At 65.6% G+C, this 22842-nt stretch carries 19 protein-coding genes; 3 read left to right on the forward strand and 16 right to left on the reverse strand.

Annotation, left to right across the window (positions count from 1 at the left end; genetic code table 11):
- Window positions 1–148: 148 nt before the first annotated feature.
- Entirely contained in the window at window positions 149–1939 is a 1791-nt protein-coding gene (locus ACXAEH_RS08360) for an aminopeptidase P family protein (RefSeq protein WP_475031999.1), read from the forward strand.
- A gap of 74 nt (window positions 1940–2013) precedes the next feature.
- Window positions 2014–2355: a DUF427 domain-containing protein gene (locus ACXAEH_RS08365; protein WP_475032000.1), complete on the forward strand. Its 342-nt coding sequence runs from the start codon at window positions 2014–2016 to the stop codon at window positions 2353–2355.
- Window positions 2356–2554: 199 nt separating this feature from the next.
- Here ACXAEH_RS08365 and ACXAEH_RS08370 read toward each other — a convergent pair whose 3' ends face one another.
- The 15 genes from ACXAEH_RS08370 to ftsW all read right to left on the reverse strand — a co-directional run bounded on the left by ACXAEH_RS08370 (window position 2555) and on the right by ftsW (window position 19614).
- Window positions 2555–2746, reverse strand: a complete 192-nt coding sequence (locus tag ACXAEH_RS08370; protein WP_475032001.1) for a hypothetical protein — start codon at window positions 2744–2746, stop codon at window positions 2555–2557.
- A gap of 187 nt (window positions 2747–2933) precedes the next feature.
- Window positions 2934–4616 carry a chloride channel protein gene (locus tag ACXAEH_RS08375; RefSeq protein ID WP_475032002.1) on the reverse strand — a complete coding sequence of 561 codons (1683 nt, stop codon included), beginning with the start codon at window positions 4614–4616 and terminating at the stop codon, window positions 2934–2936.
- Window positions 4617–4718: 102 nt separating this feature from the next.
- Entirely contained in the window at window positions 4719–6368 is a 1650-nt protein-coding gene (recN, locus tag ACXAEH_RS08380) for a DNA repair protein RecN (RefSeq protein WP_475032003.1), read from the reverse strand.
- A 39-nt stretch (window positions 6369–6407) separates the two neighbouring features.
- On the reverse strand, window positions 6408–7256 hold the full coding sequence (locus ACXAEH_RS08385; RefSeq protein WP_475032004.1) for an outer membrane protein assembly factor BamD: 849 nt from the start codon (window positions 7254–7256) through the stop codon (window positions 6408–6410).
- 226 nt (window positions 7257–7482) lie between these two features.
- Complete coding sequence (gene lpxC, locus ACXAEH_RS08390) at window positions 7483–8418, reverse strand: UDP-3-O-acyl-N-acetylglucosamine deacetylase (RefSeq protein ID WP_475032005.1); 936 nt, start codon at window positions 8416–8418, stop codon at window positions 7483–7485.
- Between the two features lie 211 nt (window positions 8419–8629).
- Window positions 8630–10351, reverse strand: a complete 1722-nt coding sequence (gene ftsZ, locus ACXAEH_RS08395) for a cell division protein FtsZ (RefSeq protein WP_475032006.1) — start codon at window positions 10349–10351, stop codon at window positions 8630–8632.
- 371 nt (window positions 10352–10722) lie between these two features.
- The gene (gene ftsA, locus ACXAEH_RS08400) at window positions 10723–12057 is read right to left on the reverse strand and encodes a cell division protein FtsA (protein ID WP_475032007.1); all 1335 of its coding nucleotides are present in this window, start codon (window positions 12055–12057) and stop codon (window positions 10723–10725) included.
- Between the two features lie 2 nt (window positions 12058–12059).
- A complete protein-coding gene (locus ACXAEH_RS08405; RefSeq protein WP_475032008.1) occupies window positions 12060–12953 on the reverse strand; it encodes a cell division protein FtsQ/DivIB in 894 nt (297 codons plus the stop codon).
- Window positions 12941–13819 (reverse strand): D-alanine--D-alanine ligase, encoded by an 879-nt coding sequence (locus ACXAEH_RS08410; RefSeq protein ID WP_475032009.1) that lies wholly within the window; start codon window positions 13817–13819, stop codon window positions 12941–12943. The genes ACXAEH_RS08405 and ACXAEH_RS08410 overlap by 13 nt, the downstream gene beginning before the upstream one ends.
- 358 nt (window positions 13820–14177) lie before the next feature.
- Window positions 14178–15119: a UDP-N-acetylmuramate dehydrogenase gene (gene murB, locus ACXAEH_RS08415; protein ID WP_475032010.1), complete on the reverse strand. Its 942-nt coding sequence runs from the start codon at window positions 15117–15119 to the stop codon at window positions 14178–14180.
- Window positions 15044–15382, reverse strand: a complete 339-nt coding sequence (locus tag ACXAEH_RS08420; protein ID WP_475032011.1) for a hypothetical protein — start codon at window positions 15380–15382, stop codon at window positions 15044–15046. Before ACXAEH_RS08420 ends, murB begins: the two co-directional genes overlap by 76 nt.
- Before the next feature lie 197 nt (window positions 15383–15579).
- Entirely contained in the window at window positions 15580–15828 is a 249-nt protein-coding gene (locus tag ACXAEH_RS08425) for a DUF2484 family protein (protein WP_475032012.1), read from the reverse strand.
- 100 nt (window positions 15829–15928) lie between these two features.
- Window positions 15929–17326 carry a UDP-N-acetylmuramate--L-alanine ligase gene (gene murC / locus ACXAEH_RS08430; RefSeq protein ID WP_475032014.1) on the reverse strand — a complete coding sequence of 466 codons (1398 nt, stop codon included), beginning with the start codon at window positions 17324–17326 and terminating at the stop codon, window positions 15929–15931.
- Between the two features lie 5 nt (window positions 17327–17331).
- Complete coding sequence (locus ACXAEH_RS08435; protein ID WP_475032015.1) at window positions 17332–18423, reverse strand: UDP-N-acetylglucosamine--N-acetylmuramyl-(pentapeptide) pyrophosphoryl-undecaprenol N-acetylglucosamine transferase; 1092 nt, start codon at window positions 18421–18423, stop codon at window positions 17332–17334.
- A gap of 24 nt (window positions 18424–18447) precedes the next feature.
- Window positions 18448–19614 (reverse strand): putative lipid II flippase FtsW, encoded by a 1167-nt coding sequence (gene ftsW / locus ACXAEH_RS08440; protein ID WP_475032016.1) that lies wholly within the window; start codon window positions 19612–19614, stop codon window positions 18448–18450.
- A gap of 233 nt (window positions 19615–19847) precedes the next feature.
- Here ftsW and ACXAEH_RS08445 point away from each other — a divergent pair, with 233 nt between their 5' ends.
- Window positions 19848–21029, forward strand: a complete 1182-nt coding sequence (locus ACXAEH_RS08445) for a BaiN/RdsA family NAD(P)/FAD-dependent oxidoreductase (protein WP_475032017.1) — start codon at window positions 19848–19850, stop codon at window positions 21027–21029.
- Window positions 21030–21254: 225 nt separating this feature from the next.
- Here ACXAEH_RS08445 and murD read toward each other — a convergent pair whose 3' ends face one another.
- Window positions 21255–22652: a UDP-N-acetylmuramoyl-L-alanine--D-glutamate ligase gene (gene murD, locus ACXAEH_RS08450; protein WP_475032018.1), complete on the reverse strand. Its 1398-nt coding sequence runs from the start codon at window positions 22650–22652 to the stop codon at window positions 21255–21257.
- Between the last annotated feature and the right edge of the window lie 190 nt (window positions 22653–22842).

Genomic DNA, 22842 nt, shown 5'->3' on the forward strand with positions numbered 1-22842 from the left:
TCTTTACCTTTCTCCGGCCGCCGGGCTTGCCAGCCGCGGGGCGATTTGGGACAAGAAGGGGCGCGCGGAGCTTTCCGCGCCTTTTCTTTGCCGCCGCCCGGGGCCGCCGCCCCCAGCCGCCCCGCCCGTCAAGCAGGAGAGTTGCCTCATGTATCAAACCTTCGACGTGACCGCGCGCCCGGAGCAAGGCCCGCCGCGGCTGGCCGCGCTGCGCAAGGAACTGGCTGCCGAGAGCCTCGACGGCTTCCTGGTGCCGCGCGCCGACGCGCATCAGGGCGAATATGTGGCGCCGCGCGACGAGCGCCTGGGCTGGCTCACCGGCTTTACCGGCTCGGCCGGCTTTTGCGCCGTGCTCAAGGACATCGCCGGCGTCTTCATCGACGGCCGCTACCGCACCCAGGTGAAACGGCAGGTGGCATCTGATTACACGCCCGTTCCCTGGCCCGAGGTGCAGCTGGCGGGCTGGCTGAAGGAACAGCTGCCGCAAGGCGGCAAGGTGGGATTCGATCCCTGGCTGCATGCCGCAGGTCAGATCACCGCGCTCACCCGCGAATTGAAGGGTAGCGGCATCACCCTGGTGCAATGCGAAAACCTGGTGGACCGGATCTGGGCAGATCAGCCGCCACCGCCGATGCAGCCAGTGGCCGCCCACCCCATTGAATATGCTGGCGAAAGCGCCGCGGACAAATGCACCCGCCTCGCCAAGGACCTGCAGGAGGCAGGCCAGGCGGCGGCCGTCATCACCCTGCCTGACAGCATCATGTGGCTGCTCAACATCCGCGGCGGCGACGTGGCGCGCAACCCGGTGGCGCATGGATTTGCCATCCTGCATGAGGACGCCCGGGTGGATCTGTTCATGGCGGCAGAGAAACGCGCAGGGCTTGAGGGCCATTTCGGCCCCTCGGTCACGCTGCACGCGCCTGAAGGCTTTCTGCAGGCCGCCGCCGCCCTCAACGGTTCTGTGGCTGCCGACAATGGCACCGTGCCGCAAATCGTGGCCGATGCGCTGGGGGACCGGCTTGTGCCCGCGGGCGACCCCTGCGCCCTGCCCAAGGCGCGCAAGAACGCGGCTGAGATCGCAGGCAGCGCCGCAGCGCATCTGCGCGATGGCGCCGCAGTGATCGAACTCTTGGCCTGGCTCGATGCCCAGGCGCCCGGCACCCTCACCGAGATAGATGTGGTTAAAAAGCTTGAAGAGTTCCGCCGCCAGGACCCGGCGCTGCGCGACATCAGCTTTGAAACCATCGCAGGCACCGGCGAGAACGGCGCCGTCATGCACTACCGGGTGACCGAGGAGACCGACACCAGGCTGGAGGACGGCCACCTGCTGGTGCTGGACAGCGGCGGCCAGTATCTGGACGGCACCACCGACATCACCCGCACCATCGCCATCGGCACGCCGGGCGCTGAGGAACGCGACGCCTACACCCGGGTGCTGCAGGGCATGATTGCCATGTCCCGCCTGCGCTGGCCCAAAGGGCTGGCAGGCCGCGACATCGAGGCGATCGGCCGGATGCCGCTGTGGCTTGCGGGCCAGGACTTCAATCACGGGCTTGGCCATGGCGTCGGCGCCTACCTGAGTGTGCATGAAGGCCCGCAGCGCCTGGCCCGCACCAGCCATGTGCCGTTTGAGCCCGGCATGATCCTGTCGAATGAGCCCGGCTACTACCGCGAGGGCGCCTTTGGCATCCGCATCGAGAACCTGATCGTCGTGGAAGAAGCCCCGGCGCTGGCGGCCAGCGACCCGGAGCGCGACATGCTCTGCTGGCGCACGCTGACCTTTGCCCCCATTGACCGGCGGCTGGTAAACGTGGCAATGCTGACGCCCTGCGAAAGGGACTGGCTGAACGCCTACCACCAAGAGGTGGCCGAAAAGACCGCAGCGCAGCTCAGCCCCGCCGCAAAGGCGTGGCTTGATGCCGCAACCGCCCCGTTATGACACGCCTTTGTTACCTAGGCTGTTACATAGACTGAGCAAAAGACGACAAGACCGAAGAGAATGGGAAAACACGCATGACCACTATCCGTATCCGCAAGGCCGAAGGCACCTGGACTGTCCGCTCCGGCGGCGCCGTATTGGGGGAAACCTCCAATGCACTGGAGCTGTCGGAGGGCGATCTGGATCCGGTCATCTATTTCCCGCGCGAAGACCTGGCAATGGCTTTCTTCGACAAGACCGGCAAGACCACCCATTGCCCGCACAAGGGCGACGCCAGCTATTATTCGATCGCCAACAAATCCTCGGTGACCGAAAACGCCGCCTGGAGCTATGAGGACCCGATCGAGGCAGTGGCCAAAATCAAAGGCCATCTGGCCTTTGTGCTGAGCGATTCCGTGAAGGTGGAACAGGTCTGACCGCTTGCACTGCCGGCGCGGCGTCAGATGAAAGCTAAGGACCCGGACTGAACAGGCACCGGCGCTTGGGCGCCGGTGTCTTGCGTTTCAGGGTGACAGCAGCCCGGGGTCCGGCAGCACCGGATCGGGCAGCAGGCATAGAATGCCCGCCAGGCACCTCAACCGGATGCCAGCCATCGTCCTGGGGTAAGAGACCGGATCAGGTAAGCACTGCGCGGCTGAGGTTCAGCCTGGCTTCCTCCAGCGCATCGCCTGCGCCCAATACATCCGTTTCCCGGGCGCATTGGATCGCGTAGTTGATCGCCGCTTCCAGTGCCGCCCGCTCGTTTGCCCGCTCGTCCGCCTTCATGTTCGTACCAGCCTCTTTTGGGCCGATTTCGAAATTGCGCATGATTTTCCAACCGAAGTGAGTAAGTCTTGCTATGTCGCTCACATAGTGTTGAGACAGCCGTTACTGCAGGGCAACTAAATTCTTAATAATCTCTTTACCGCACTCCGGCACCTGTAGCGGATTTCTCACAGGTCAGGGGAGATTTCCTGAATTTTCCCCCTTCGGCGGTAATTTGCCGCCGCCGGGTTCAGCGGTGTTCCTCTGCTGCGGTGGCGGCCAGCGCCCGGTTATAGGCCTTCAGCGCATCCACGTGATACAGCGCGCCGATGATTTCCTCGGTGCCGCCCTCCTCCATCATCACGGGCAGATAGGGCACATCCGCGCGTTCAAACACCGGCATCGCCGCCTCCAGCGAGGCGGAGGCGCGGATGCACAGTCCCTCACCGTGCAACGCGCGGCATTCCTCCAGCGTGGCGCAGCGGCTGTCGCCCATCGGCCGCATCACAGCGCCTGCCCGGATCAAGGACAGCAGATAGGCCTGGGGGCCGGCAGCACAGTGGATATTGCGCTTTTCCAGCTGGGTGAGGAAGAACGACCGGTCCACCAGCCGCGAGGCCAGCGCGGTGGACATCGACACCGACACCATCACCGCAAGGCCGATCTGCCAGTCGCCGGTCAGTTCGAACACAATCAGCGTGGTGGAAATCGGCGCGCCCAGAACTGCGGCGGCCACAGCGCCCATGCCGGCAAAAGCATAAAGCGTATGGGTGCCGGACACATCCGGCAGCACCGCGGTGGCAATCAGGCCGAACGCCAGCCCGGTCAGCGCCCCGACCATCAGCGAGGGCGAGAACACGCCGCCGCCCATGCGCCCGCCCATGGTGATGGCGACAGCCGCGGTCTTGACCGCGGTAAAGACCACCGCCTGCCCCAAGAGCAGCCCGCCAGTGAGCGCCAGCACCGTGGTTTCATAGCCGACGCCGATGATATGCGGATACCAGACCGCAATCACACCCAGCATGGCGCCGGACACCGCCGGGCGCAGCCAGCGTGGCAGATGCAGGCGCTGCTGCACCGTGTTGCCCACCTTGTCGGCGAAAAAGATCGCCTTCATCAGCGCCACCGCCACCAGGCCGCAGATCAGCCCGAGGATCAGGAAGGCAGGCAGTTCCACATAGAATTGCAGCGCGCCGGGCGTGTTCAGGGTGAATTCGGTGACATCGCCGTATTCCAGCCGGTTGATCACGGTGCCCGCCACCGAGGCCACCACAATCGGCGCAAAGGCATTGACCGAGAAATGCCGCAGCACCACCTCCATCGCAAACAGCGCGCCCGCAATCGGCGCGTTGAAGCTGGCCGAGACCCCTGCTGCCACCGCACAGCCCAACAGGTCGCGCCCGGTGATGCCGTCGGCATTGATCCGGTTGCTCACCCAGGTGGAGATCACGCCGGCCATATGCACCACCGGCCCCTCCCGCCCCGTCGAGCCGCCGGTCGACAGCGTGATGAAAGACGCCAGCGCCGAGGCCAGCCCCTCCTTATGCTCGACCCGTCCGTTGTTCAGCGCGGCACCCTCGATCACATCAGCGACCGAGCGCACCCGTCCATCGGGGGTAAAGCGGTCCAGGATCAGCCCCACCACCAGCCCGCCGCCGGCGGCGATGGCCACCAGCGTGTACCAGGGCAGGCCTTGGGCAAAGGAATGCAGGTAGTGCACATCCGGCGCGCCATAGATCCAGCCCTGCAGCGCGGTGATGCCCTTGCGGAAGAACAGCGCGGCAAAACCTGCAGCAATGCCGATGGCCAGGGCGATCAGCCAGAATTGGAACTGGCTGGGCCCGCGGTGGCGCAGCACCCGCCAGACATCCTTCAGGCCCGCCAGCCACTGGACAAGCATTGCGGAAAGGGACGAACGGATTTCTTCTACCATAGCCTGCCAGCGGGTCGTTTGTTTTCAATGGCGTAAAGCTGCCATAAAGCCAGTTAAGGAACCCTCACCCGGGCCCGGATTCCGGGTCCGTTTTTAAGCAGGCTAGCCGGCCAGCAAGGCACGGGCCGCTGCACGGGCCTCGTCGGTGATGGTATCACCTGACACCATCCGGGCAAGCTCATCCACCCGCTCGCCCTCGGCCAGCGGCACCACCTGCGACAGGGTCATGCCGTCGACCACCTGCTTGCGCACCTGCCAATGATGGCCGCCAAGCGCTGCCACCTGCGGCGAATGGGTCACCACCAGCACCTGGCCGCTGCCCGCAAGGCTGCGCAAGCGGCGGCCCACCGCATCCGCCGTAGCGCCGCCGACACCGCGGTCGATCTCGTCGAAAATCAATGTCTTGCTGACGTCTTCGCCGCGCAGGCAGACCTTCAGCGCCAGCAGAAACCGGCTCAGCTCGCCGCCCGAGGCGATCTTGTTCAAAGCACCGGCCGGCGCGCCCGGGTTGGTGGCGACGGTAAAGGCCACCGCATCCATGCCCTCAGGCCCCGGTTCAGCAGTGGTGATGCGGGTTTCAAACACCGCGCGCTCCATCTTCAGCGGCGCCAGCTCTGCCATCACCGCCTTGTCCAGCGCAGCCGCTGCCTGGCGGCGCACCGCGCCCAGCTGCTTGGCGGCCTGCATATACCCCGCCTCCGCCGCCTTCAGCGCTGCTTCCTGGTCCGCCAGGTTCTGGTCGCCCGCATCCAGCGCCGCCAGCTTGGCGCGCAGGGTCCCGGCGTATTCCCCCAGCTCATCCGGCTGCACATCGTGTTTGCGCGCCAGGCCCCGGATCGCAAACAGCCGCTCTTCGCAGTCTTCCAGCTCGCCCGGGTTGAACTCCAGCGCGCCCAGCACCCGCTCGACCCCGTCCTGAGCGTCGCCCAGCTCGATCATCGCGCGGGACAGCGCGGCCAGCGGTTCCTCCAGCCCGGTATCGTCTTCCTGGCCCGCAACACCCTCAAGCCAGCGCTGCGCCTCGCCCATGGCGCCCTCGGCGCCTTCGCTCAGCAGCGCATGGGCGCGGGCGATGTCGCCGCGGATGCGTTCCGCCGCCTGCATCTGGCGGCGGCGGGTGTCCAGCGCCTCATCCTCGCCCTGCTGCGGGTCCAGCTTGTCCAGCTCGCCCACCGCGTGGCGCAGAAACTCCTCCTCCGCCCGCACAGCCTCCAGCGCCGCCCGGGTGGCCTCCACCGTCTTGCGTGCCTTGGCAGCCGCAGCCCAGCCGCCGCGCACGTCACCCAGCAAGCCCTGCACATCCGCATATTGATCCAGCAGCGCCATATGGCCGCGCGGGTTCAGCAAACCGCGGTCGTCATGCTGGCCATGCAGTTCTACCAGGGTCTCCGACAATGCCCGCAAGACCTCGCCCGAGCAGCGCCGGTCGTTGACCCAAGCCGTCTTACGTCCTTCGGCAGTGTTCACCCGGCGCAAGATCAGCTCATCGCCGCCCGGCAGCCCGGCTTCCTCGAGGATCGCATGGGCGGGATGGCCCTCGCCCAGTTCGAACTCCGCCAGCACCTCGCCCTGTTTGGCGCCCTGGCGCACCAGCTCGGCACGGCCCCGCCAGCCCAGCACAAAGCCCAGGGAGTCCAGCAGGATCGACTTGCCCGCCCCGGTCTCGCCGGTCAGCACATTGAGCCCGGGCTGAAAATTCAGCTCCAGGTGATCAATGATCAGGATGTCCCGGATATCAAGCGCGCGCAGCATCGCCCAGTTCCATTACCCTGCTCCCGTGCCGCAGCGCCGTTACAGCCACTGCCCCTTGACCGTCTGCCGGTAGATCTGGCTCAGCCAGTTGTTGCCGCGGTCCTTGGGCTTCAGCCCATTGGCGGTCAGCAGCCGGTAGCTGTCCTCATACCATTCGGTGGATTGGAAGTTGTGGCCCAGGATCGCAGCGGCGGTCTGCGCTTCGCCGGTCAGGCCCAGCGACAGATAGGCCTCGACCAGGCGGTGCAGCGCCTCGGCGGTGTGGCTGGTGGTCTGGAATTCTTCCACCACCACCCGGAAGCGGTTGATCGCCGAGGGATAATGGCCGCGGCGCAGGTAATACCGGCCGATTTCCATCTCCTTGCCCGCCAGATGGTCGAAGGCCAGGTCGAATTTCAGGATCGCCGAATTGGCATATTCGCTGTCCGGATAGACCTCGATCACCGTGCGCAGCGCCTGCAGCGCCTGGAAGGTCAGCCCCTGGTCGCGGCCCACTTCGTCGATCTGGTCGTAATAGCTCAGCGCCAGCAGATACTGGGCATAGGCCGCATCCTCATCCGCCGGGTAGAAGTCGATGAACCGCTGCGCAGCGGCGCGGCTGTTCTCGTAATCCTTGGTGCCATGATGGGCAAAGGCCTGCATGATCACTGCCTGCTTGGCCCATTCGGAATAGGGGTAGAGGCGCTCGATCTCGGCGAAATAATAGGCCGCGTCCTTGGGGCGGCTGTTGGCCAGTTCGAACTCGCCGCGCTCATAGATCTGTTCCGGAGAGAAAGCTTCCAGCGACTCGCCCCGCTTGACGGCGCCGCCATCCCCGCCGCAGCCCGCAAGGGCCGCCATCAGAAGGATTGCGCCGAGGGTTTTGGCTCCTGCCCTGATGCCGTTCATAGTGCCTAACCTCACCGTCATTGCCTTACGGGTGTGCGCCCCGGTTATGCCGTCTCTAGCATATTCAATTGGGGCGCAAAACGCCTTTTGCCACTTCCGCGTTCACATGGCAGAGAAAGATCGGGCTGGTCAAGGCCAGCCGCCCCCTGCCGGAGGGGCACACAGGAAAAGACCCGGGACACAAAGGTCCCGGGCCAGTCTGTCCGCTCGTTCTATGGTCTCTGCCTTATGCCACGCGGCGCTGCTCGGCCGGGATTTCCGACCAGATCAGCCCCTGTCCCGGCAGCCGTGCGGTCATCGCTGCATCGCAGGCGACGGCCCGGACCGCACCCGGCTCTGCAAACAAGGCACGCAGCAAGGTGTTGGTCAGCGCGTGCCCCGCGCGCTCGCCAACGTAACGCCCCAAGACCGGCCCCCCGGCCAGCGCCAGATCACCAAGCGCATCCAGCATCTTGTGGCGTACAGGCTCATCCATGTGGCGCAGCCCTGCGCCGCTTTCGACCCGCTCTCCGTCGAACACGATCGCGTTCTCGCCCGGCACACCGCCGAGAGCGAGGCCATTGGCCTGCATGGTTTCAACATCCGCCTGGCGGCAGAAGGTGCGGCTGTCGCACAGCTCACGCGCAAAGGTGCCGTTGCGCATGTCCAGGACCTTGCTCTGACGGCCGATGGCGGCCTCGGCAAAGTCGATGTGGAATTCGATGGTCAGCCGGTCGGACGGCAGCAGGGTGGCGCGGGCGCCGTCCCGTTCCACCGTCACCGGCTTCAGCACTTCAAAAGCCGTGATCGGAGCACCCTGGCGCTGCACACCGTACTTCATGATGCCGCGCACAAACGGCGCCGAGGAGCCGTCAGCGATCGGCACTTCCGGCCCGTCGATCTCGATCAGCGCATTGTGCACGCCGCAGCCTGCCAGGGCCGCCATGATATGTTCGATGGTAGAGACGCTGACACCGGCTTCGTTGACCAGGCGGGTGCACAGCGGGCTGCGCTCGACCAGGTCCCAGCGGGCGGGAAGCACAGTGTTGCCCAATGCGATATCGGTGCGCTTGAAGACGATGCCGTGCCCCGCCGGAGCCGGGATCAGAACCATGCGTGCGGGCTTGCCGGAATGCAGGCCGACCCCTTCGAATGCCACCGATGCCTTGAGCGTATTCTGCACGTTGCGCCTCGTTTCACTGTTTCCGGCCTCAGGGGCCGTGTTGCGGATGAGAGTTAAGGTTTTGCGAATTCAGGCACAACTCAATCTTTGTAACGGATTGAAACATGGCTGTAACAGATAGGCAAAACACCGCTCAGAACTGCCTAAATCCATGGTTTTCAAAAAGAAAAAGCCGCCCGAAGGCGGCCTTTCCAATCGGTTTTGTGAACCCTCAATTCGCCTGGCGGCGCAGGAAAGCGGGGATTTCGATGCGCTCCTGGTCGGGATCCGCCTGCTGTGCCTGGGCCTGCTGCGGCTGGGCAGCCGGGGCCGGCGCCTGCATCGCGGGCTGCTGGCGCACCGCCTGCGGCGGCTGTTTGGCGGCCGGGGCTTCATTGCTGCCAGTCATCCGGTGGATCAGCGAATTGAGGCCGAAACGGCGCTGGCCTTCGGGCTGCTGGGCCTGCTGCTGCTGTTGCGGTGCCGGTGCGGCAGGGGCCGCGGCTGCCGGGCGCGGCTGCTGAGCCTGCGGTGCCTGCACACGCTGGGCTGCGGCCTGCAGACGTTCCAGCGCCTGCGGCGACGGGGTGCCGGGTGCGGGTGCCTTGGGCGCCACAAAGGAGGCCTCCGGCTGCGCATCCACCGCATCTGCCTGCGGGCGGAATTCCGGCACCTGCGGCTGGTAGGCGGGCGGCGGCAGGCCGTCGTCGCCCATCGGCTCAACCGCTTCAAAGATGTCCTCAGCCTGCTCCTGCGCGGCGGCCTGCTCGGTGTTCATCTCGGCAAACAGCGACGGCTCTTCCAGCGCGGGCGCGGTCTCTGCGACCTCGGCTGCCGGGGCCGGTGCGGCCTCAACTGCTGCGGCGGGCGCTTCAACCGGGGTTTCCAGCTCCAGCGGCGTGGCGGCGCGGGTTTCCTCGACAGTCACGGTCTGGCGCAGCGGCGCCGACATCGGACGGCGCGGCACCGGCATTTCGGTGTTCACGTCGGTTGCATCGATGCCGGTGGCCACGACGGACACCCGCATCTTGCCTTCCATGCCGGTATCCAGGGTCGAACCGACGATGATATTGGCGTCCGGATCCACTTCCTCGCGGATGCGGTTGGCGGCCTCGTCCAGCTCGAACAGGGTCAGGTTGTGGCTGCCGGTGATGTTGATCAGCACGCCCTTGGCGCCCTTGAGGCTGATTTCGTCCAGGAGCGGGTTGGCAATCGCCTTCTCGGCGGCCTGCACCGCGCGGTCCTCGCCCTCGCCCTCGCCGGTGCCCATCATCGCCTTGCCCATCTCGTCCATCACGGCGCGGACGTCGGCAAAGTCGAGGTTGATCAGGCCCGGGCGCACCATCAGGTCGGTCACGCCTTTGACACCCTGGTACAGCACGTCGTCCGCCATCGAGAACGCCTCGGTAAAGGTGGTCTTCTCATTGGCAAGACGGAACAGGTTCTGGTTCGGAATGATGATCAGCGTGTCGACCACGCGCTGCAGGCTTTCGACGCCTGCCTCGGCCTGGCGCATCCGCTTCAGCCCTTCGAACTGGAACGGCTTGGTGACAACGCCAACGGTCAGCACGCCCAGCTCGCGCGCGGCCTGCGCGATGATCGGCGCCGCACCGGTGCCGGTGCCGCCGCCCATGCCCGCGGTGATAAAGCACATATGCGCGCCGGCCAGGTGATCGACGATCTGTTCGATGCTTTCCTCAGCCGCGGCCGAGCCCACCTGCGGGCGGGCGCCTGCGCCCAGGCCTTCGGTGACTTTCACACCCAGCTGGATACGGCTCTTGGCCGCGCTTTGCTGCAGCGCCTGCGCGTCGGTATTGGCCACGACGAATTCAACGCCGTCCAATTCCTTTTCGATCATGTTGTTGACGGCGTTGCCGCCGGCCCCGCCGACACCAAACACCGTGATCTTCGGCTTCAATTCTTCCTGCCCGGGCATCGAAAGATTCAACGTCATGCTCATACCGCCTGTGTTACCCGCCCTTCCCGCAAAGGGCTTATTCCTGTCCTATTCACATAATCCTACCGCGCAGAGGATGTTGCGTCATCCAAAAAAGCGCCAAACGCCACAAAATAAGGCCTCATTCTGAGGTTAACACGCGGTATTTCGCCGTCCCTAGCAGATATTGGGGATACAGCACAAGCCACACACAACAAAGCTCCGCCATCCGCAAAACCACAGCCGCGGAGGAGGTCTTCGATTTGAGTGGCGGCCACTGCCCGGCCTTCTGACTCGCCGCGTTTTCCGCGGACGTTAAGAACAACCTAACGGGTCATAAGGACGCTGTCACGCCCTCTTTCGCCGCCGGGGCGGAATTGATTTCAGGCTTACCAGTTGTCGCGGAACCAGCGCACCGCGCGGCCCAAAGTGCCCGCCGGATGGCGGCTGGCGGGCATGTCGAAGTCCCACCACTCATCCTGCGGATGGGCGGCAAACAGGCACAGGCCCACGGCTGAGGCAAAGCCCGGCCCGGTTGCCGATTGCGGCAGGCCATGGACGCGCAAGGGCCGCCCCAGCCGCACCTGCTGGCCCAGGATCCGGCTCGCCAAGCCGTCCAGCCCCATGATCTGGCTGGAGCCGCCGGTCAGCACGATCTGCTGGCTGGGCAGGTATTCAAACCCCGCCGCATCCAGCCGCGCCCGCACCTCTTCCAGGATTTCCTCAACCCGGGGGCGCATGATGCCGATCAGCTCCGCCCGGCTGACGGTGCGGCGGTCATGCTCCCAGTCGCCGGTATCGCCGCCGATGTCGATCATGTCCCGGTCATCGGCACCGGTGGCATGCACCCCGCCGCAGAAGGTCTTGATCCGCTCCGCATTGGCCAAGGGCACCCCCAGCCCCATCGAAATGTCGCTGGTGATGTGATCGCCGCCCAGACGCACCGCGTCGGCATAGATCATGTGTTTCTTCATAAAGACCGAAATCGAGGTGGAGCCGCCGCCCATGTCGATACAGGCCGCACCCAGCTCCTGCTCATCCTCGACCAGCGAGGAAAACCCCGAGGCATAGGCCGAAGACGCAATCCCCGCCAGCTCCAGGTCGCAGCGCTGAATGCAGCGCACCAGGTTCTGCACCGCGATGGCATCCACCGTCAGCATATGCATGTCGACCGCCAGGGTCTGCCCCATCTGGCCGCGCGGATCACCCAGCCCCGACCGGTTGTCGAGGGCAAAGTTCACCGGCTGCGCATGCAGCACCTCGCGGCCCGCGCCGTATTCCGGCACCGTGCAGGAGGCCAGCACCTGCGCCACCTCATTCTCGGAGACAACCTGCCCCTCCAGCTCCAGCTTGGAATCGAGGCCATAGGACCGCGGATTGGCGCCCGAGAAACAGGCGATTACGTGATCGACCCGCACCTCGGCCATCTTCTGCGCCGCCTGCACCGCAGTGCGGATCGCCCGTTCGGTCTCCTGCATGGCATTGATCTCGCCGAACTGCACCCCGCGCGAGCGCGTGGTGGCGGCGCCGATCACCCGGAACCCGGATTGCCCGGCCAAGGCCCCGATCGAGCCGTCCTCGCTCAGGCGGCCGGTTCCGTCGAACCGCAGCACCAGGCAGGCAATCTTGGAGCTGCCCACATCCAGAATGGCCACCACGCCGCGCTGCATCGCCTGGCGCCGCATCTGCCGCATCGCCCGCTGCGACTGATAAAGATCTGTCATTGTTACTGCCCGCCCCCGTTCAGCTGCCGGATCCGCCACCAGTTTTCCACTGAGTTTTCGGTCATGCGGATAGTCGGGCGCCCAGCCAGGCGCATATCCACCGCTGCCACATCGCGTTCCAGCAAATCCTGCACTTCACTCACCGCCAGCACCCGCTCCAGTGCGGGCACCGGGTTGTCCGCCGGCAGCATGATCCGCTGCTTGCGGTCCAGCACCACATCCCAGCGCCGCTCGCCGACCCGGACCAGCCCGCGCAACCGCGCGCCCAGCGGCCGCGCCGCCGCAAACAGGCGCAGCGCCTCGGCCGCCTCGCCGTCCGCCCCCGCGCCGGCAATCAGCGGCAAATCGGGATGCAGGCTGCGGCGGCCCAGCTCGGCCACGTGAATGCCGTTTTCATCCAACAGCGCCAGGCCTTCGCGGCTGCGCCAGATCAGCGCCGGTTCACGCTCTTCCACATCCACCTGCAGGATGCCGCCCGGGCGGATCCGCACGCTGGCCTTCTTCACCGGATCCAGCCCGGTGATCACGTCGCGGATCTGCTCCAGGTCCAGATCGAAAGAGCTGACCGGAAACTCCAGCGGCATCACTTCGCGGATGTCCTGCGCCACGCTGGCGCCGGCCCCGTCAACCGCCATCACATTGACCATGAACTCGGGCCGCTCCTCGATGGCCGCGCGGGCATCGTTGACCAGCCCCTGCAGCGCGTCGCGCCGCCCTTCATCCGCCAGATAGGCGCTGCCGGCCGCAAAGATCAGGCAGAACGGCACGCCGAACCGCAGGCCAAAGCGGATGCCCGGCGTCAGCATCCAGCGCTGCAGCCGGTACTTCAGCCGCGACGGCGCCGGATCAGCGCGCTCCTCGCCGCGGCGCCGGAACCGGTCCTTCAGCGATTGCATGAGGCGTCCTCCACCATCCAGGCGCAAAGCTGGCCGAAACTCATGCCGCAATGGTCCGCCTGTTCCGGCACCAGCGACGTCGGCGTCATGCCGGGCTGGGTGTTGGTCTCCAGGATGATCAGGCCGTTTGCGCCGCGGGCCTCATCCCAGCGGAAATCAGTGCGGCTGACACCGCGGCAGCCCAGCACCTCATGCGCCTTCAGCGCATAGTCCAGGCAAAGGTCGAAGATTTCCCGCGGCAGATCCGCCGGCAGCACATGGCGCGAGCCGCCGGGCTTGTACTTGGCATCATAATCATACCAGCCGTCGGTCAGGATATCGGTCACCGTCAGCGCCTTGTCCCCGATCACCGTGGTGGTCAGCTCGCGCCCAGGTGCGAATGTCTCGACCATCACCTCGGCAGGCATCTCCGGCGCCAGCTGCGGCGGGCCGTTGGCGGCCTCATGCACGATATAGATGCCGACGCTGGAGCCCTCGTTATTGGGCTTCACCACATAAGGCGGCGCCATCACATGGCCTGCGCTCACATCATCCTTGGGAAAAATGCCGCTGTCGCACACCGGCAGGCCTGCGGCCTTGAACACTTCCTTGGAGCGCTGCTTGTCCATCGCCAGCGCCGAGGCCAGCACCCCGGAGTGGGTATAGGGGATCTGCAGCCACTCGAGCATGCCCTGCACGCAGCCGTCCTCGCCCCAGCGCCCGTGCAGGGCGTTGAACACCACATCCGGCTTGATCTCCTGAAGGCGCGCGCACAGGTCCTGGCCTGCGTCCACCTCGACAACCTCAAACCCCTCGCCGCGCAAAGCAGCCGCGCATTCGCGGCCGCTGGACAGCGATACCTCGCGCTCGGCCGATGGTCCGCCCATCAGCACTGCGACTTTCGGGAGTGCCCTGCTCGACTGACTCACCACACGCGCCTCAATATGCGGGGCTTTGCGCCCCTGGTTTTTGGAGCCCCTCGCAGAGCCCGCCTTATCTCTTTGCACCGGGCTGATCCCGGCTGATTTTTGCGGAGCACCAGGCCCCTGTATCCGTCTGGGGCTGCGCCCCTTTAACCGGCAGATCATTGCCGCCTCTTTGGCACCCTAACGCCCAAATGATTACCGGGGTGTTAACGATGCCTTTACCACGTTTAACAATTGCCGCCGCCCGGACCCTGGATGGCGCACAGGCCTCCGTCAAGCTGCGGCCCAAGAAGCCTTTGTCAGCGCTGAGGAATTCCAGTTATTCGGGAAGCGGATCACCAATCCGCATGATTTCCCACTCTAGCGTGATGCCGGAATTGGCGTAAACCTTTTTCCGCACCTCCTCGCCCAATCCCTCCAGATCTGCGGCAGTTGCGCCACCGGTGTTGATCAGGAAGTTGGAATGTTTCTCGCTCATCTGGGCGCCGCCGCGCCGCGCACCGCGCATGCCGGCATTGTCGATCACCTTCCAGGCCTTGAGATCATGCACATCATCTTCCTGCCCGGTCGAGGAGAACCCGGCCGGATTGCGGAAGGTGGAGCCGGCCGAGCGGTCGCGGGTCGGCTGGGTCTCGTCGCGTTTTTGCAGCTGCGCCTCCATCCGCGCATGCAGCTCCGCCGGATCGCCCCTGGGTCCGCGCAGCGTGGCCGAGACCAGAACCGCACCCTCCGGAAAAGCGGTCTGGCGGTATTGAAAATCCAGCTCTTCGGCGGAAATCTCACGGATCTCCCCGTCCCGCGTCACAATCGTGGCCGAGACAAACACATCCGCGGTATAGCTGCCGTAGCAGCCCGCGTTCATCCGCACCGCGCCGCCGATCGAGCCGGGAATGGTGCGCAGGAAGGTGAGGTCAATGCCCGCATCCGCCGCGCGCCTGGCCACATGCGCATCCAGCGCCGCGGCCCCCGCCGTCACCGTATCGCCATTTGTCTCGATAGTGTTGAACCCGCGTCCCAGCCGCACCACCACGGCCCGCAGGCCGCCGTCGCGCACGATCAGATTGGAGCCAACCCCCATCGGAAACACCTGCACCACCGGATCCAACTGCCCCAGGAACGCGGCCAGATCCGCGGTATCGGCAGGCTGAAACAGGTGGTCCGCCGGGCCGCCAACGCGCAGCCAGGTCAGCTCCGCGAGCGGTTTGCCCCCGGTGAGCCGCCCGCGCGCCGCCGGAAGACTGATTTGATTTTGCGCCGCCATCGTCGTTTCTGCCCCAAGTTCCAGCCTATGAACGCGCACAGTCCGTAAACAAGATGGCCGCTGAAATAAAGGGACATCGCGTTTTCGCGGCTGCTGTGGACATGATCCTCATCGCACAGGACGAGCCAGAGCCCGCACAGCACCAGCAGCCAGCACAGCATCAGCCCCAGCATCACCCGGCGGCGCCGGAAGCGGCCCAGATAATATGCGGCCAGCAGCCATACCAGGCCGAAAACCAGCCAAATCAAAGAAATCGCAACCACAGCCTGCCTCCGGCAGAAAACCAACCACCCCGGCCGCCAGGACCCATCCTCAGCCGCCGCCCACTCACGAAAATCCGCCCCGGCGGCAGAAAACCGCTCAAGACCCCCATAGCCATAACAGGATAACGAAAATGCCCGGTTAACGGGAAGTAGCGCCTTTTAGGAAACGCCGAAGGCCATCCGCCGCGGATGGCAGCTCAGCGGCTCAGGCTGCGCCGGATCCAGCGGCCCAGGTAGATCACCGGCCAGCGCAGCACAGACATGCCCGCCAGCAGCACCGCCAGCCCCCACCAGGGGCCGTTCTCATAGGTGACAAAACCCAAAAGCGGAATGCCCAGCGCAATCAGCACATAGGCACGCCGCCAATGGTTGTCGCGGCTGGGGATCATCGCCAGCACATTGGCCGCCAGCGCCCAGACGGCAGCAAGGGTGAGGGAAAGCGTCATTTCTCGCCCCTCAGCCCGTAAGCTTCTTCTGGCCGGAAATATCCCGGGGGGCGCCGCCAAGGGCGGCGGGGGGCAGCGCCCCCTGCCCAGCCCGCACCACTCATTTCTGCAGCCGCTCCGGCAAACCGTTGGCCCAGGTGCTGATGGTGCCGGCGCCAAGGCAGACCACCATGTCGCCGGGCCGGGCCTGCTCGCGCACCAGGCGCTCCAGGTCATCCTCGCTCAGGATGGCGCGGGCATGGCGGTGGCCGTGGCGGATCAGCCCCGCCACCAGATCATCGCGGCTGGCGCCCTCGATCGGCTCTTCGCCGGCAGCAAAGACCTCGGCTATGGCCACCACATCGGCCTCGTTGAAACAGGCGCAGAAATCGTCAAACAGGCTGGACAGGCGGGTGTAGCGGTGCGGCTGATGCACCGCGATCACCCGGCCCTCGCAGGCCTGGCGCGCCGCCTTCAGCACCGCGGCAATCTCCACCGGGTGGTGGCCGTAATCGTCGATAATGGTGACGCCGTCCACTTCGCCCACCTTGGTAAAGCGCCGGTTCACCCCGCCAAAGGCTGCCAAAGCCTCGCGGATCTCGGTGCTGTTCATGCCCAGATGGCGGGCGACGGCAACCGCGGACAGCGCATTCGAGACATTATGGTCTCCGGGCATCGGCAGGGTGCAGCCTTCGATCACCCGGTCCTCGGCTTGCAGATGCACGTCGAAATGGGCGACACCGGCCTTGTAGGTCAGGTTCACCGCGCGCACATCGGCCTGGGCGTTGAACCCATAGGTCACGACCCGGCGGTCCGAAATCCGCCCGATCAGCGCTTGCACTTCCGGGTGGTCGGTGCAGCAAACCGCAATGCCGTAAAACGGAATGTTGGAGACAAACTCCAGGAATCCGTCGCGCAAAGTGTCGAAGTCGCCCCAGTGCTCCATATGCTCGGGGTCGATATTGGTCACCACGGCAATGGTCGCGGGCAGCCGGTTGAACGATCCGTCGCTCTCATCCGCCTCGACCACCATCCATTCGCCCTGCCCCATCCGCGCGTTGGAGCCATAGGCGTGAATGATGCCGCCGTTGATGATGGTCGGGTCAAAGCCGCCCGCCACCATCAGCTCTGCCATCATCGTTGTGGTGGTGGTCTTGCCATGGGTGCCGGCGATGGCGACGTTGGATTTCAGCCGCATCAGCTCCGCCAGCATGTCGGCCCGGCGCACCACCGGCAGCCCGCGCAGGCGCGCCTCGTCCAGTTCCGGGTTGCCCGGCTTGATCGCGGAAGAGATCACCACAACCGCGGCTTCCTCCAGGTTCTCTGCCTTCTGGCCCACGAAAATCCGCGCGCCCAGCTCTTCCAGCCGCTTGGTGATCTTGGAGGATTTCAGATCCGATCCCTGCACCATGTAGCCAAGGTTCAACAGCACCTCGGCAATACCCGACATGCCGATGCCTCCGATCCCCACGAAATGGATCGGGCCGACGTCACCGGGCAGTTTGGTTGCAGGGTTCATAACGTTTATCCTTCCTCGGCCAGCTGCTCCACCAGTGCCGCCAGACGTTCGGCAGCATCGGGAACTCCGGCGCTCAGTGCAGCGGTTGCCATCTGGGCGGCAGCCTGCGGGTTACTCAGAATCGCGCCCATATGCTCTGCCAGCGCCGGAACATCAAGGGCGCTTTCCGGGATCATCACCGCGGCATTGGCATCCACCAGCCCGCGGGCGTTGGCGGTCTGATGGTCGCCGGCAGCGGCAGCAAAGGGGATCAGGATCGAGGGCCGCCCGATAACCGAGATATCCGCCACCGAAGAGGCACCCGAGCGCGAGATCACCAGCTGCGCCTCCGACATGCGCGTGGGCACGTCGGTGAAAAAGGTCTGCACATCAGCGCCGATACCGTGTTCTGCGTAAAAGGCGCTGACCCGTTCCAGATCTTCGCTGCGCGCCTGATGCGACACCCGCAGGTGCTGGCGCATCGCCTCGGGCAGGGCCGCGACGGCTCCCGGCACCACATCCGACAGGATGCGCGCGCCCTGGCTGCCGCCCATCACCAGGATCGACATCGGGTAATCGCCCGGCGGGATATAGCCGGCCCCTGCCCGCTCCATCACCGCGCCGCGCACCGGGTTGCCCACATGCTCATGCGGCACACCATCCGGCAGCGTGGTTGGCCAGGTGCCGCAGGCAACACCTGCCACCCGTTTGGCAAAGATCTGATTGACCCGGCCAAGCACCCCGTTCTGCTCATGAATCATCCGCGGCAGTTTCAAGAGCGTCGCCGCGCCCAGCGCCGGGATCGACGGGTAGCCGCCAAAGCCGATCACCGCATCCGGCCGCTCGCGCCGCATCTGCATCATCATCGACAGAACGCCGCCGGCAATCTTCGGCCCCACCAGCGCCTTGGCCAGCAGGCCGCCGCGGGCAAAGGTGGCCGAAGACACTTCGGAAATCTCAACCGCGTCCGGAAAGCCGCCGGTGTAGCGCGCCCCGCGCGCGTCCGTTGACAGCTTCACCCGCCAGCCGCGGGCCAGCATCATCTCGGCCAGCGATTGCGCCGGAAACATGTGGCCGCCGGTGCCGCCCGCCGCCATCAAGAGCAGTTTCTGTGCCATCCCAGGGGGTCTCTTTCACATCTCTCAGCGGCCGCGGCCGTTCAGGTAGTCGGCGATCCCGCCCTGCGGCCGGGTCCGGGTAAAGGCCAGCAGCATACCCACCGCGATGCCGGTGGCAATCAGCGAGGATCCGCCGTAGCTCACAAACGGCAGCGTCATGCCCTTGGCAGGCAAAAGACGCACTGCAACGCCCATATTGATCATCGCCTGCACCCCGAACATGCACACCAGTCCGGTGCCCGCCAGACGGATAAATGTATCGCGCTCCCGCATCAGCCGGAACAGCGAACGCACCACGATCGAGGCGTAAAGCGCTATCAGCACCACCACCAGCACCAGCCCGTATTCCTCGGCAGCCACGGCCACGATGAAATCGGTATGGGCATCGGGCAGCGACCATTTCACCTGCCCCTCGCCGACGCCAACGCCAAACAAACCGCCCTCGCGGATCGCATTGGTGGCGTAGCCCAGCTGAGTGGTCGGATCGACATCCGGGTTCAGAAAGCCGTCGATGCGGCGGGCAAAATGCTCTGAGCTGTTATAGGCAAAGATACCGCCCATCACGACCACGGCGGCCATGCACACCAGCAAAAGCATCGGCGCGCCTGCCACGAAATACATCACCCCCCAGCCGAACAGGATCAGGCTGGCCTGACCGAAATCCGGCTGCAAAACCAGCATCATGACCACCGCCATGCACAGGCCGAAAGACATCAGCGTGCCCGGCGGGCCATTGATCTGCTGGCTGGCGGCAATCATCCACGCGGCGACAACAATGAAGCCCGGCTTCAGGAACTCTGACGGTTGCAGAGAAGCAAACCCAAGCGAATACCAGCGCACCGCCCCTTTGCCGAAATCGGTGCCAAAGATCGGCAGAAACGCCAAGGCGACAAAGGCCACGGCAAAGCCCAGCACCGCCAGCCGCCGCACCAGCGTGGGCGACATCACCGAGGTGATCAGCATCGCCGCCAGCGCCGTCAGGCCAAACACTGCCTGCCGCTGCACATAGTGGAAATTGCCGAACCCGTTCCTCTCCGCCAGCGGCACCGAGGCGGCGAGCCCCAGCAGCAAACCGATCACGAACAGCATCAGGATGCAGGACATCGTCCATTTATCCAGCGTCCGCCACCATTTCGGGAGAATCGGTTCCCCTGCCTGCACAGGAACCGCGCCATAGACCATCTCAGTCATGGGAATACCGCCACTATATGCCTCGCTCCGCCCCGTTTTCGGGGTCTCCCTGAAACTGTAACAAATCGTGAGCCTTCGCGCCAGAAAAAGAACACAGTTCGGCGGAAAACCACCGCCGGGGCAGCGGGCCGTCTTGACAGGCAGGATGCCGCTGCCCGCGGGCCGCCGCCGGCAGGTCCGCGCCTGCCCGCAACACTCTTGCGCCAATCCCCGTTCCGTGGTCGATGCGCGCCATGCAGGTAAACACTCTGATTCTCGGCGCCGGTGCGGCCGGCATGATGTGCGCGCGCTACTCGGGCGGCAGCACTTTGGTGATCGACCACGCCAAGGCGCCGGGCGAGAAGATCCGCATCTCCGGCGGCGGCCGCTGCAATTTCACCAATATGTATGCGGAGGCGGGGAACTACCTCTCCGCCAACCCGCATTTCTGCAAATCGGCGCTGGCGCGTTATACCCAATGGGATTTCATCGGGCTGGTGGACCGCCACGGCATCGCCTGGCACGAGAAGACCCTGGGCCAGCTGTTCTGCGACGGCTCCTCCAAACAGATCATCGCCATGCTGGTGGAAGAGATGCACCAGGCCGGCGCAGACCTCTGGCTGCACACCTCCATCGAGGCGGTGGAGCAAGCCGCAGGCGGCTACCGCGTCAAACTCCTGCGCGAAGGCAAGGCGCACACCGTCACCTGCCGCAACCTGGTGCTGGCGACCGGCGGCAAGTCGATCCCCAAGATGGGCGCCACCGGCCTTGCCTACGATCTCGCCCGCCAGTTCGGGCTGGACGTCACCGAAACCCGCGCAGGCCTGGTGCCCTTCACCTTCCCCGATGGCCGGTTCCAGCCGCTGGCCGGGGTCTCCCTGCCCGCGCGCCTGTCAAACGCGCGCACCAGCTTCGACGAGGCGCTCCTGTTCACCCACCGCGGCCTCTCAGGGCCTGCGGTGCTGCAGCTCTCCTCCTACTGGCGCGAGGGCGAGGAGATCACGGTGAACCTGATCCCCGAAACACCCCTTTACGATCTCTTGCGCGACCAGCGCCAGGCCGAGGGCCGCCGCGACCTGACCACCGAACTTGCCCGCCACCTGCCCGGCAAACTGGTGGATTTCCTGAAACCGGACCTGGATCTCAAGGGCCGCCTCGCCGACCAGTCCGACGCGGCGCTGCAAGGCTTAAGCGAGGCGCTGCAGACCTGGCGCCTGCTGCCCGCGGGCACTGAGGGCTACCGCACGGCGGAAGTCACCCTCGGCGGCATCTGCACCGATGGCCTCTCCTCCAAGACCATGGAGGCGAAAGCCGCTCCCGGGCTTTACGCCATTGGCGAGGCGGTGGATGTCACCGGCTGGCTTGGCGGCTACAACTTCCAATGGGCCTGGGCCTCGGGCCATGCCGCAGGCAGTGCCATCGCCGCCAGCACCTGAGCCGCCCGCCCCTCTGACCCTCAGGGTTTTCCGCTTCGGAGCCGCCTTCGCTTGAGCTTGAACAGCCGGGGGCAGCGCCCGGGGGCAAGCAGAATTGCCGAGGGGCCCCGCCCCGGCGGGGAGACGGCCATTCTGCTTGCGCCCGGGGGATGGCTCCGGCAGGCAAAGATCCTGCGAAAGCGGGTCAGAGGCGGATTTTCCGCTTGGGTGAGCCTGAAGCCCCGCCTACCCCAGCCGCTTTTTCACCTCCGCCGTGAAATCATCACCGCGCTGTTCAAAATTGTCATATTGATCGAAGCTCGCCGCGGCCGGCGCCAGCAGCACGGTGTCGCCGTCCTCAGCTTCTGCCACCGCACGCTCCACCGCCGCCGCCATAGTGGTACAGACCTCCGCCTCTACATCCAATTGCAGCGCAAATCCTGCCGCCTCGCGGCCAATGACATAGGCCTTCACCACATTGCCGGTCTGTCCCTGCAGCGCCTCCAGCCCGCCGTCCTTTTCCAGCCCGCCGCAGATCCAGCGGATGTTCCTGAACGCCCCCAGCGCCTTTGCCGCGCTGTCCAGATTGGTGGCCTTGCTGTCATTCACATACCGCACGCCGCCGGCCTCCGCGATGGTCTGGCTGCGGTGCGGCAGGCCGGGGAACGTGGCCATCGCCTCGCCGATCAGCCGCGGCGCCAGCCCCAGGGAGCGCGCCGCCGCATAAGCCGCGCAGGCGTTCTGGTGGTTATGCGCCCCGGGCAGGCCGGTCATGCCGCGAAGATCAATTGAGGCCGCCTGCCGCCCCTTGCGGTACTCGCTCAGAAACCCCTTCCTGGCAAAGACCTGCCAGCCCGGCCCGGTCAGCTTTTGCGCAGTGGAAATCCGGATCACCCGGTCATCGCCCAGGCCTTCCGACAGCTGGCCTGCCAGAAACAGCCCCTCCTCCTCGTCGATGCCAATGACAGCCCGGTCCGGGCCGCCCTCGGCAAACAGCCGCCGCTTGGCCGCGAAATAGCCGCCCATGCCGCCATGCCGGTCCAGATGATCGGGCGAGAGGTTGGTGAACACCGCCACATCCGGCGTCAAAGCGCGCGCCAGTTCGGTCTGATAGCTCGACAGCTCCAGCACCACCACGCCGCCGTCGCCCGGCGGGCCGATGTCCAGAACACCGCGGCCGATATTGCCCGCCAGCTGGCTCTCACGGCCCGCCTCCTGCAGGATGTGATGCAGCAGCGCCACCGTGGTCGATTTGCCGTTGGAGCCGGTCACCGCCACCACCCGCGGCGGCTGGTCATGCATCTGCCACGCGGCATCGGCAAAGGAGCGGAAGAACAGGCCAATATCATTGTCCACCGGCACCCCGGCCAGGAGTGCCGCGCGGATCACCGGGTTCGGCCTGGGGTAAAGATGCGGAATCCCGGGCGAGGTGATCAGCGCCGCCACACCCCCAAACGCACCGCCCTTATGGAGATCACGGCAAGCGAACCCTTCCGCCTCCGCCGCCTCCCGCGCGGCCGCGTTGTCGTCCCAGCATATGGCCTCGGCCCCGCCTGCGCGAAGGCTGCGCGCCGTCGCCAGCCCCGAGCGCCCCAGCCCCAGCACCGCCACCTTGGCGCCCTCATATCCTTTGACCGGGATCATCGCCTGCCCTCATCTTGCTGAACCACTTCCGGCGGCACTTTGCACAGGAGCTGCCCCGCCTGCAAGAAGCCGCCCCGCACGGGCCGCATGGCCCGTGCCGCGCCCAACAATTGGCAGGCAGGCGCAGCCTGGCGAAATTGGCGGGAGCGCGCCCGTTGCGCAGCCAGCGTACGCTGCCCACACCTGGGCT

It is taken from the genome of Leisingera sp. ABM4_060 (assembly GCF_056158765.1).

Excerpts from the sequence above, each read along its gene's own strand:
- ACXAEH_RS08360 (WP_475031999.1), top strand. The coding sequence starts at position 149 with ATGTATCAAACCTTCGACGTGACCGCGCGCCCGGAGCAAGGCCCGCCG.
- ACXAEH_RS08365 (WP_475032000.1), top strand. The coding sequence starts at position 2,014 with ATGACCACTATCCGTATCCGCAAGGCCGAAGGCACCTGGACTGTCCGC.
- ACXAEH_RS08370 (WP_475032001.1), bottom strand. The coding sequence starts at position 2,746 with ATGCGCAATTTCGAAATCGGCCCAAAAGAGGCTGGTACGAACATGAAG.
- ACXAEH_RS08375 (WP_475032002.1), bottom strand. The coding sequence starts at position 4,616 with ATGGTAGAAGAAATCCGTTCGTCCCTTTCCGCAATGCTTGTCCAGTGG.
- recN (WP_475032003.1), bottom strand. The coding sequence starts at position 6,368 with ATGCTGCGCGCGCTTGATATCCGGGACATCCTGATCATTGATCACCTG.
- ACXAEH_RS08385 (WP_475032004.1), bottom strand. The coding sequence starts at position 7,256 with ATGAACGGCATCAGGGCAGGAGCCAAAACCCTCGGCGCAATCCTTCTG.
- ftsZ (WP_475032006.1), bottom strand. The coding sequence starts at position 10,351 with ATGACGTTGAATCTTTCGATGCCCGGGCAGGAAGAATTGAAGCCGAAG.
- ftsA (WP_475032007.1), bottom strand. The coding sequence starts at position 12,057 with ATGACAGATCTTTATCAGTCGCAGCGGGCGATGCGGCAGATGCGGCGC.
- ACXAEH_RS08405 (WP_475032008.1), bottom strand. The coding sequence starts at position 12,953 with ATGCAATCGCTGAAGGACCGGTTCCGGCGCCGCGGCGAGGAGCGCGCT.
- ACXAEH_RS08410 (WP_475032009.1), bottom strand. The coding sequence starts at position 13,819 with ATGGGCGGACCATCGGCCGAGCGCGAGGTATCGCTGTCCAGCGGCCGC.
- murB (WP_475032010.1), bottom strand. The coding sequence starts at position 15,119 with ATGGCGGCGCAAAATCAAATCAGTCTTCCGGCGGCGCGCGGGCGGCTC.
- ACXAEH_RS08425 (WP_475032012.1), bottom strand. The coding sequence starts at position 15,828 with ATGACGCTTTCCCTCACCCTTGCTGCCGTCTGGGCGCTGGCGGCCAAT.
- murC (WP_475032014.1), bottom strand. The coding sequence starts at position 17,326 with ATGAACCCTGCAACCAAACTGCCCGGTGACGTCGGCCCGATCCATTTC.
- ACXAEH_RS08435 (WP_475032015.1), bottom strand. The coding sequence starts at position 18,423 with ATGGCACAGAAACTGCTCTTGATGGCGGCGGGCGGCACCGGCGGCCAC.
- ftsW (WP_475032016.1), bottom strand. The coding sequence starts at position 19,614 with ATGACTGAGATGGTCTATGGCGCGGTTCCTGTGCAGGCAGGGGAACCG.
- ACXAEH_RS08445 (WP_475032017.1), top strand. The coding sequence starts at position 19,848 with ATGCAGGTAAACACTCTGATTCTCGGCGCCGGTGCGGCCGGCATGATG.
- murD (WP_475032018.1), bottom strand. The coding sequence starts at position 22,652 with ATGATCCCGGTCAAAGGATATGAGGGCGCCAAGGTGGCGGTGCTGGGG.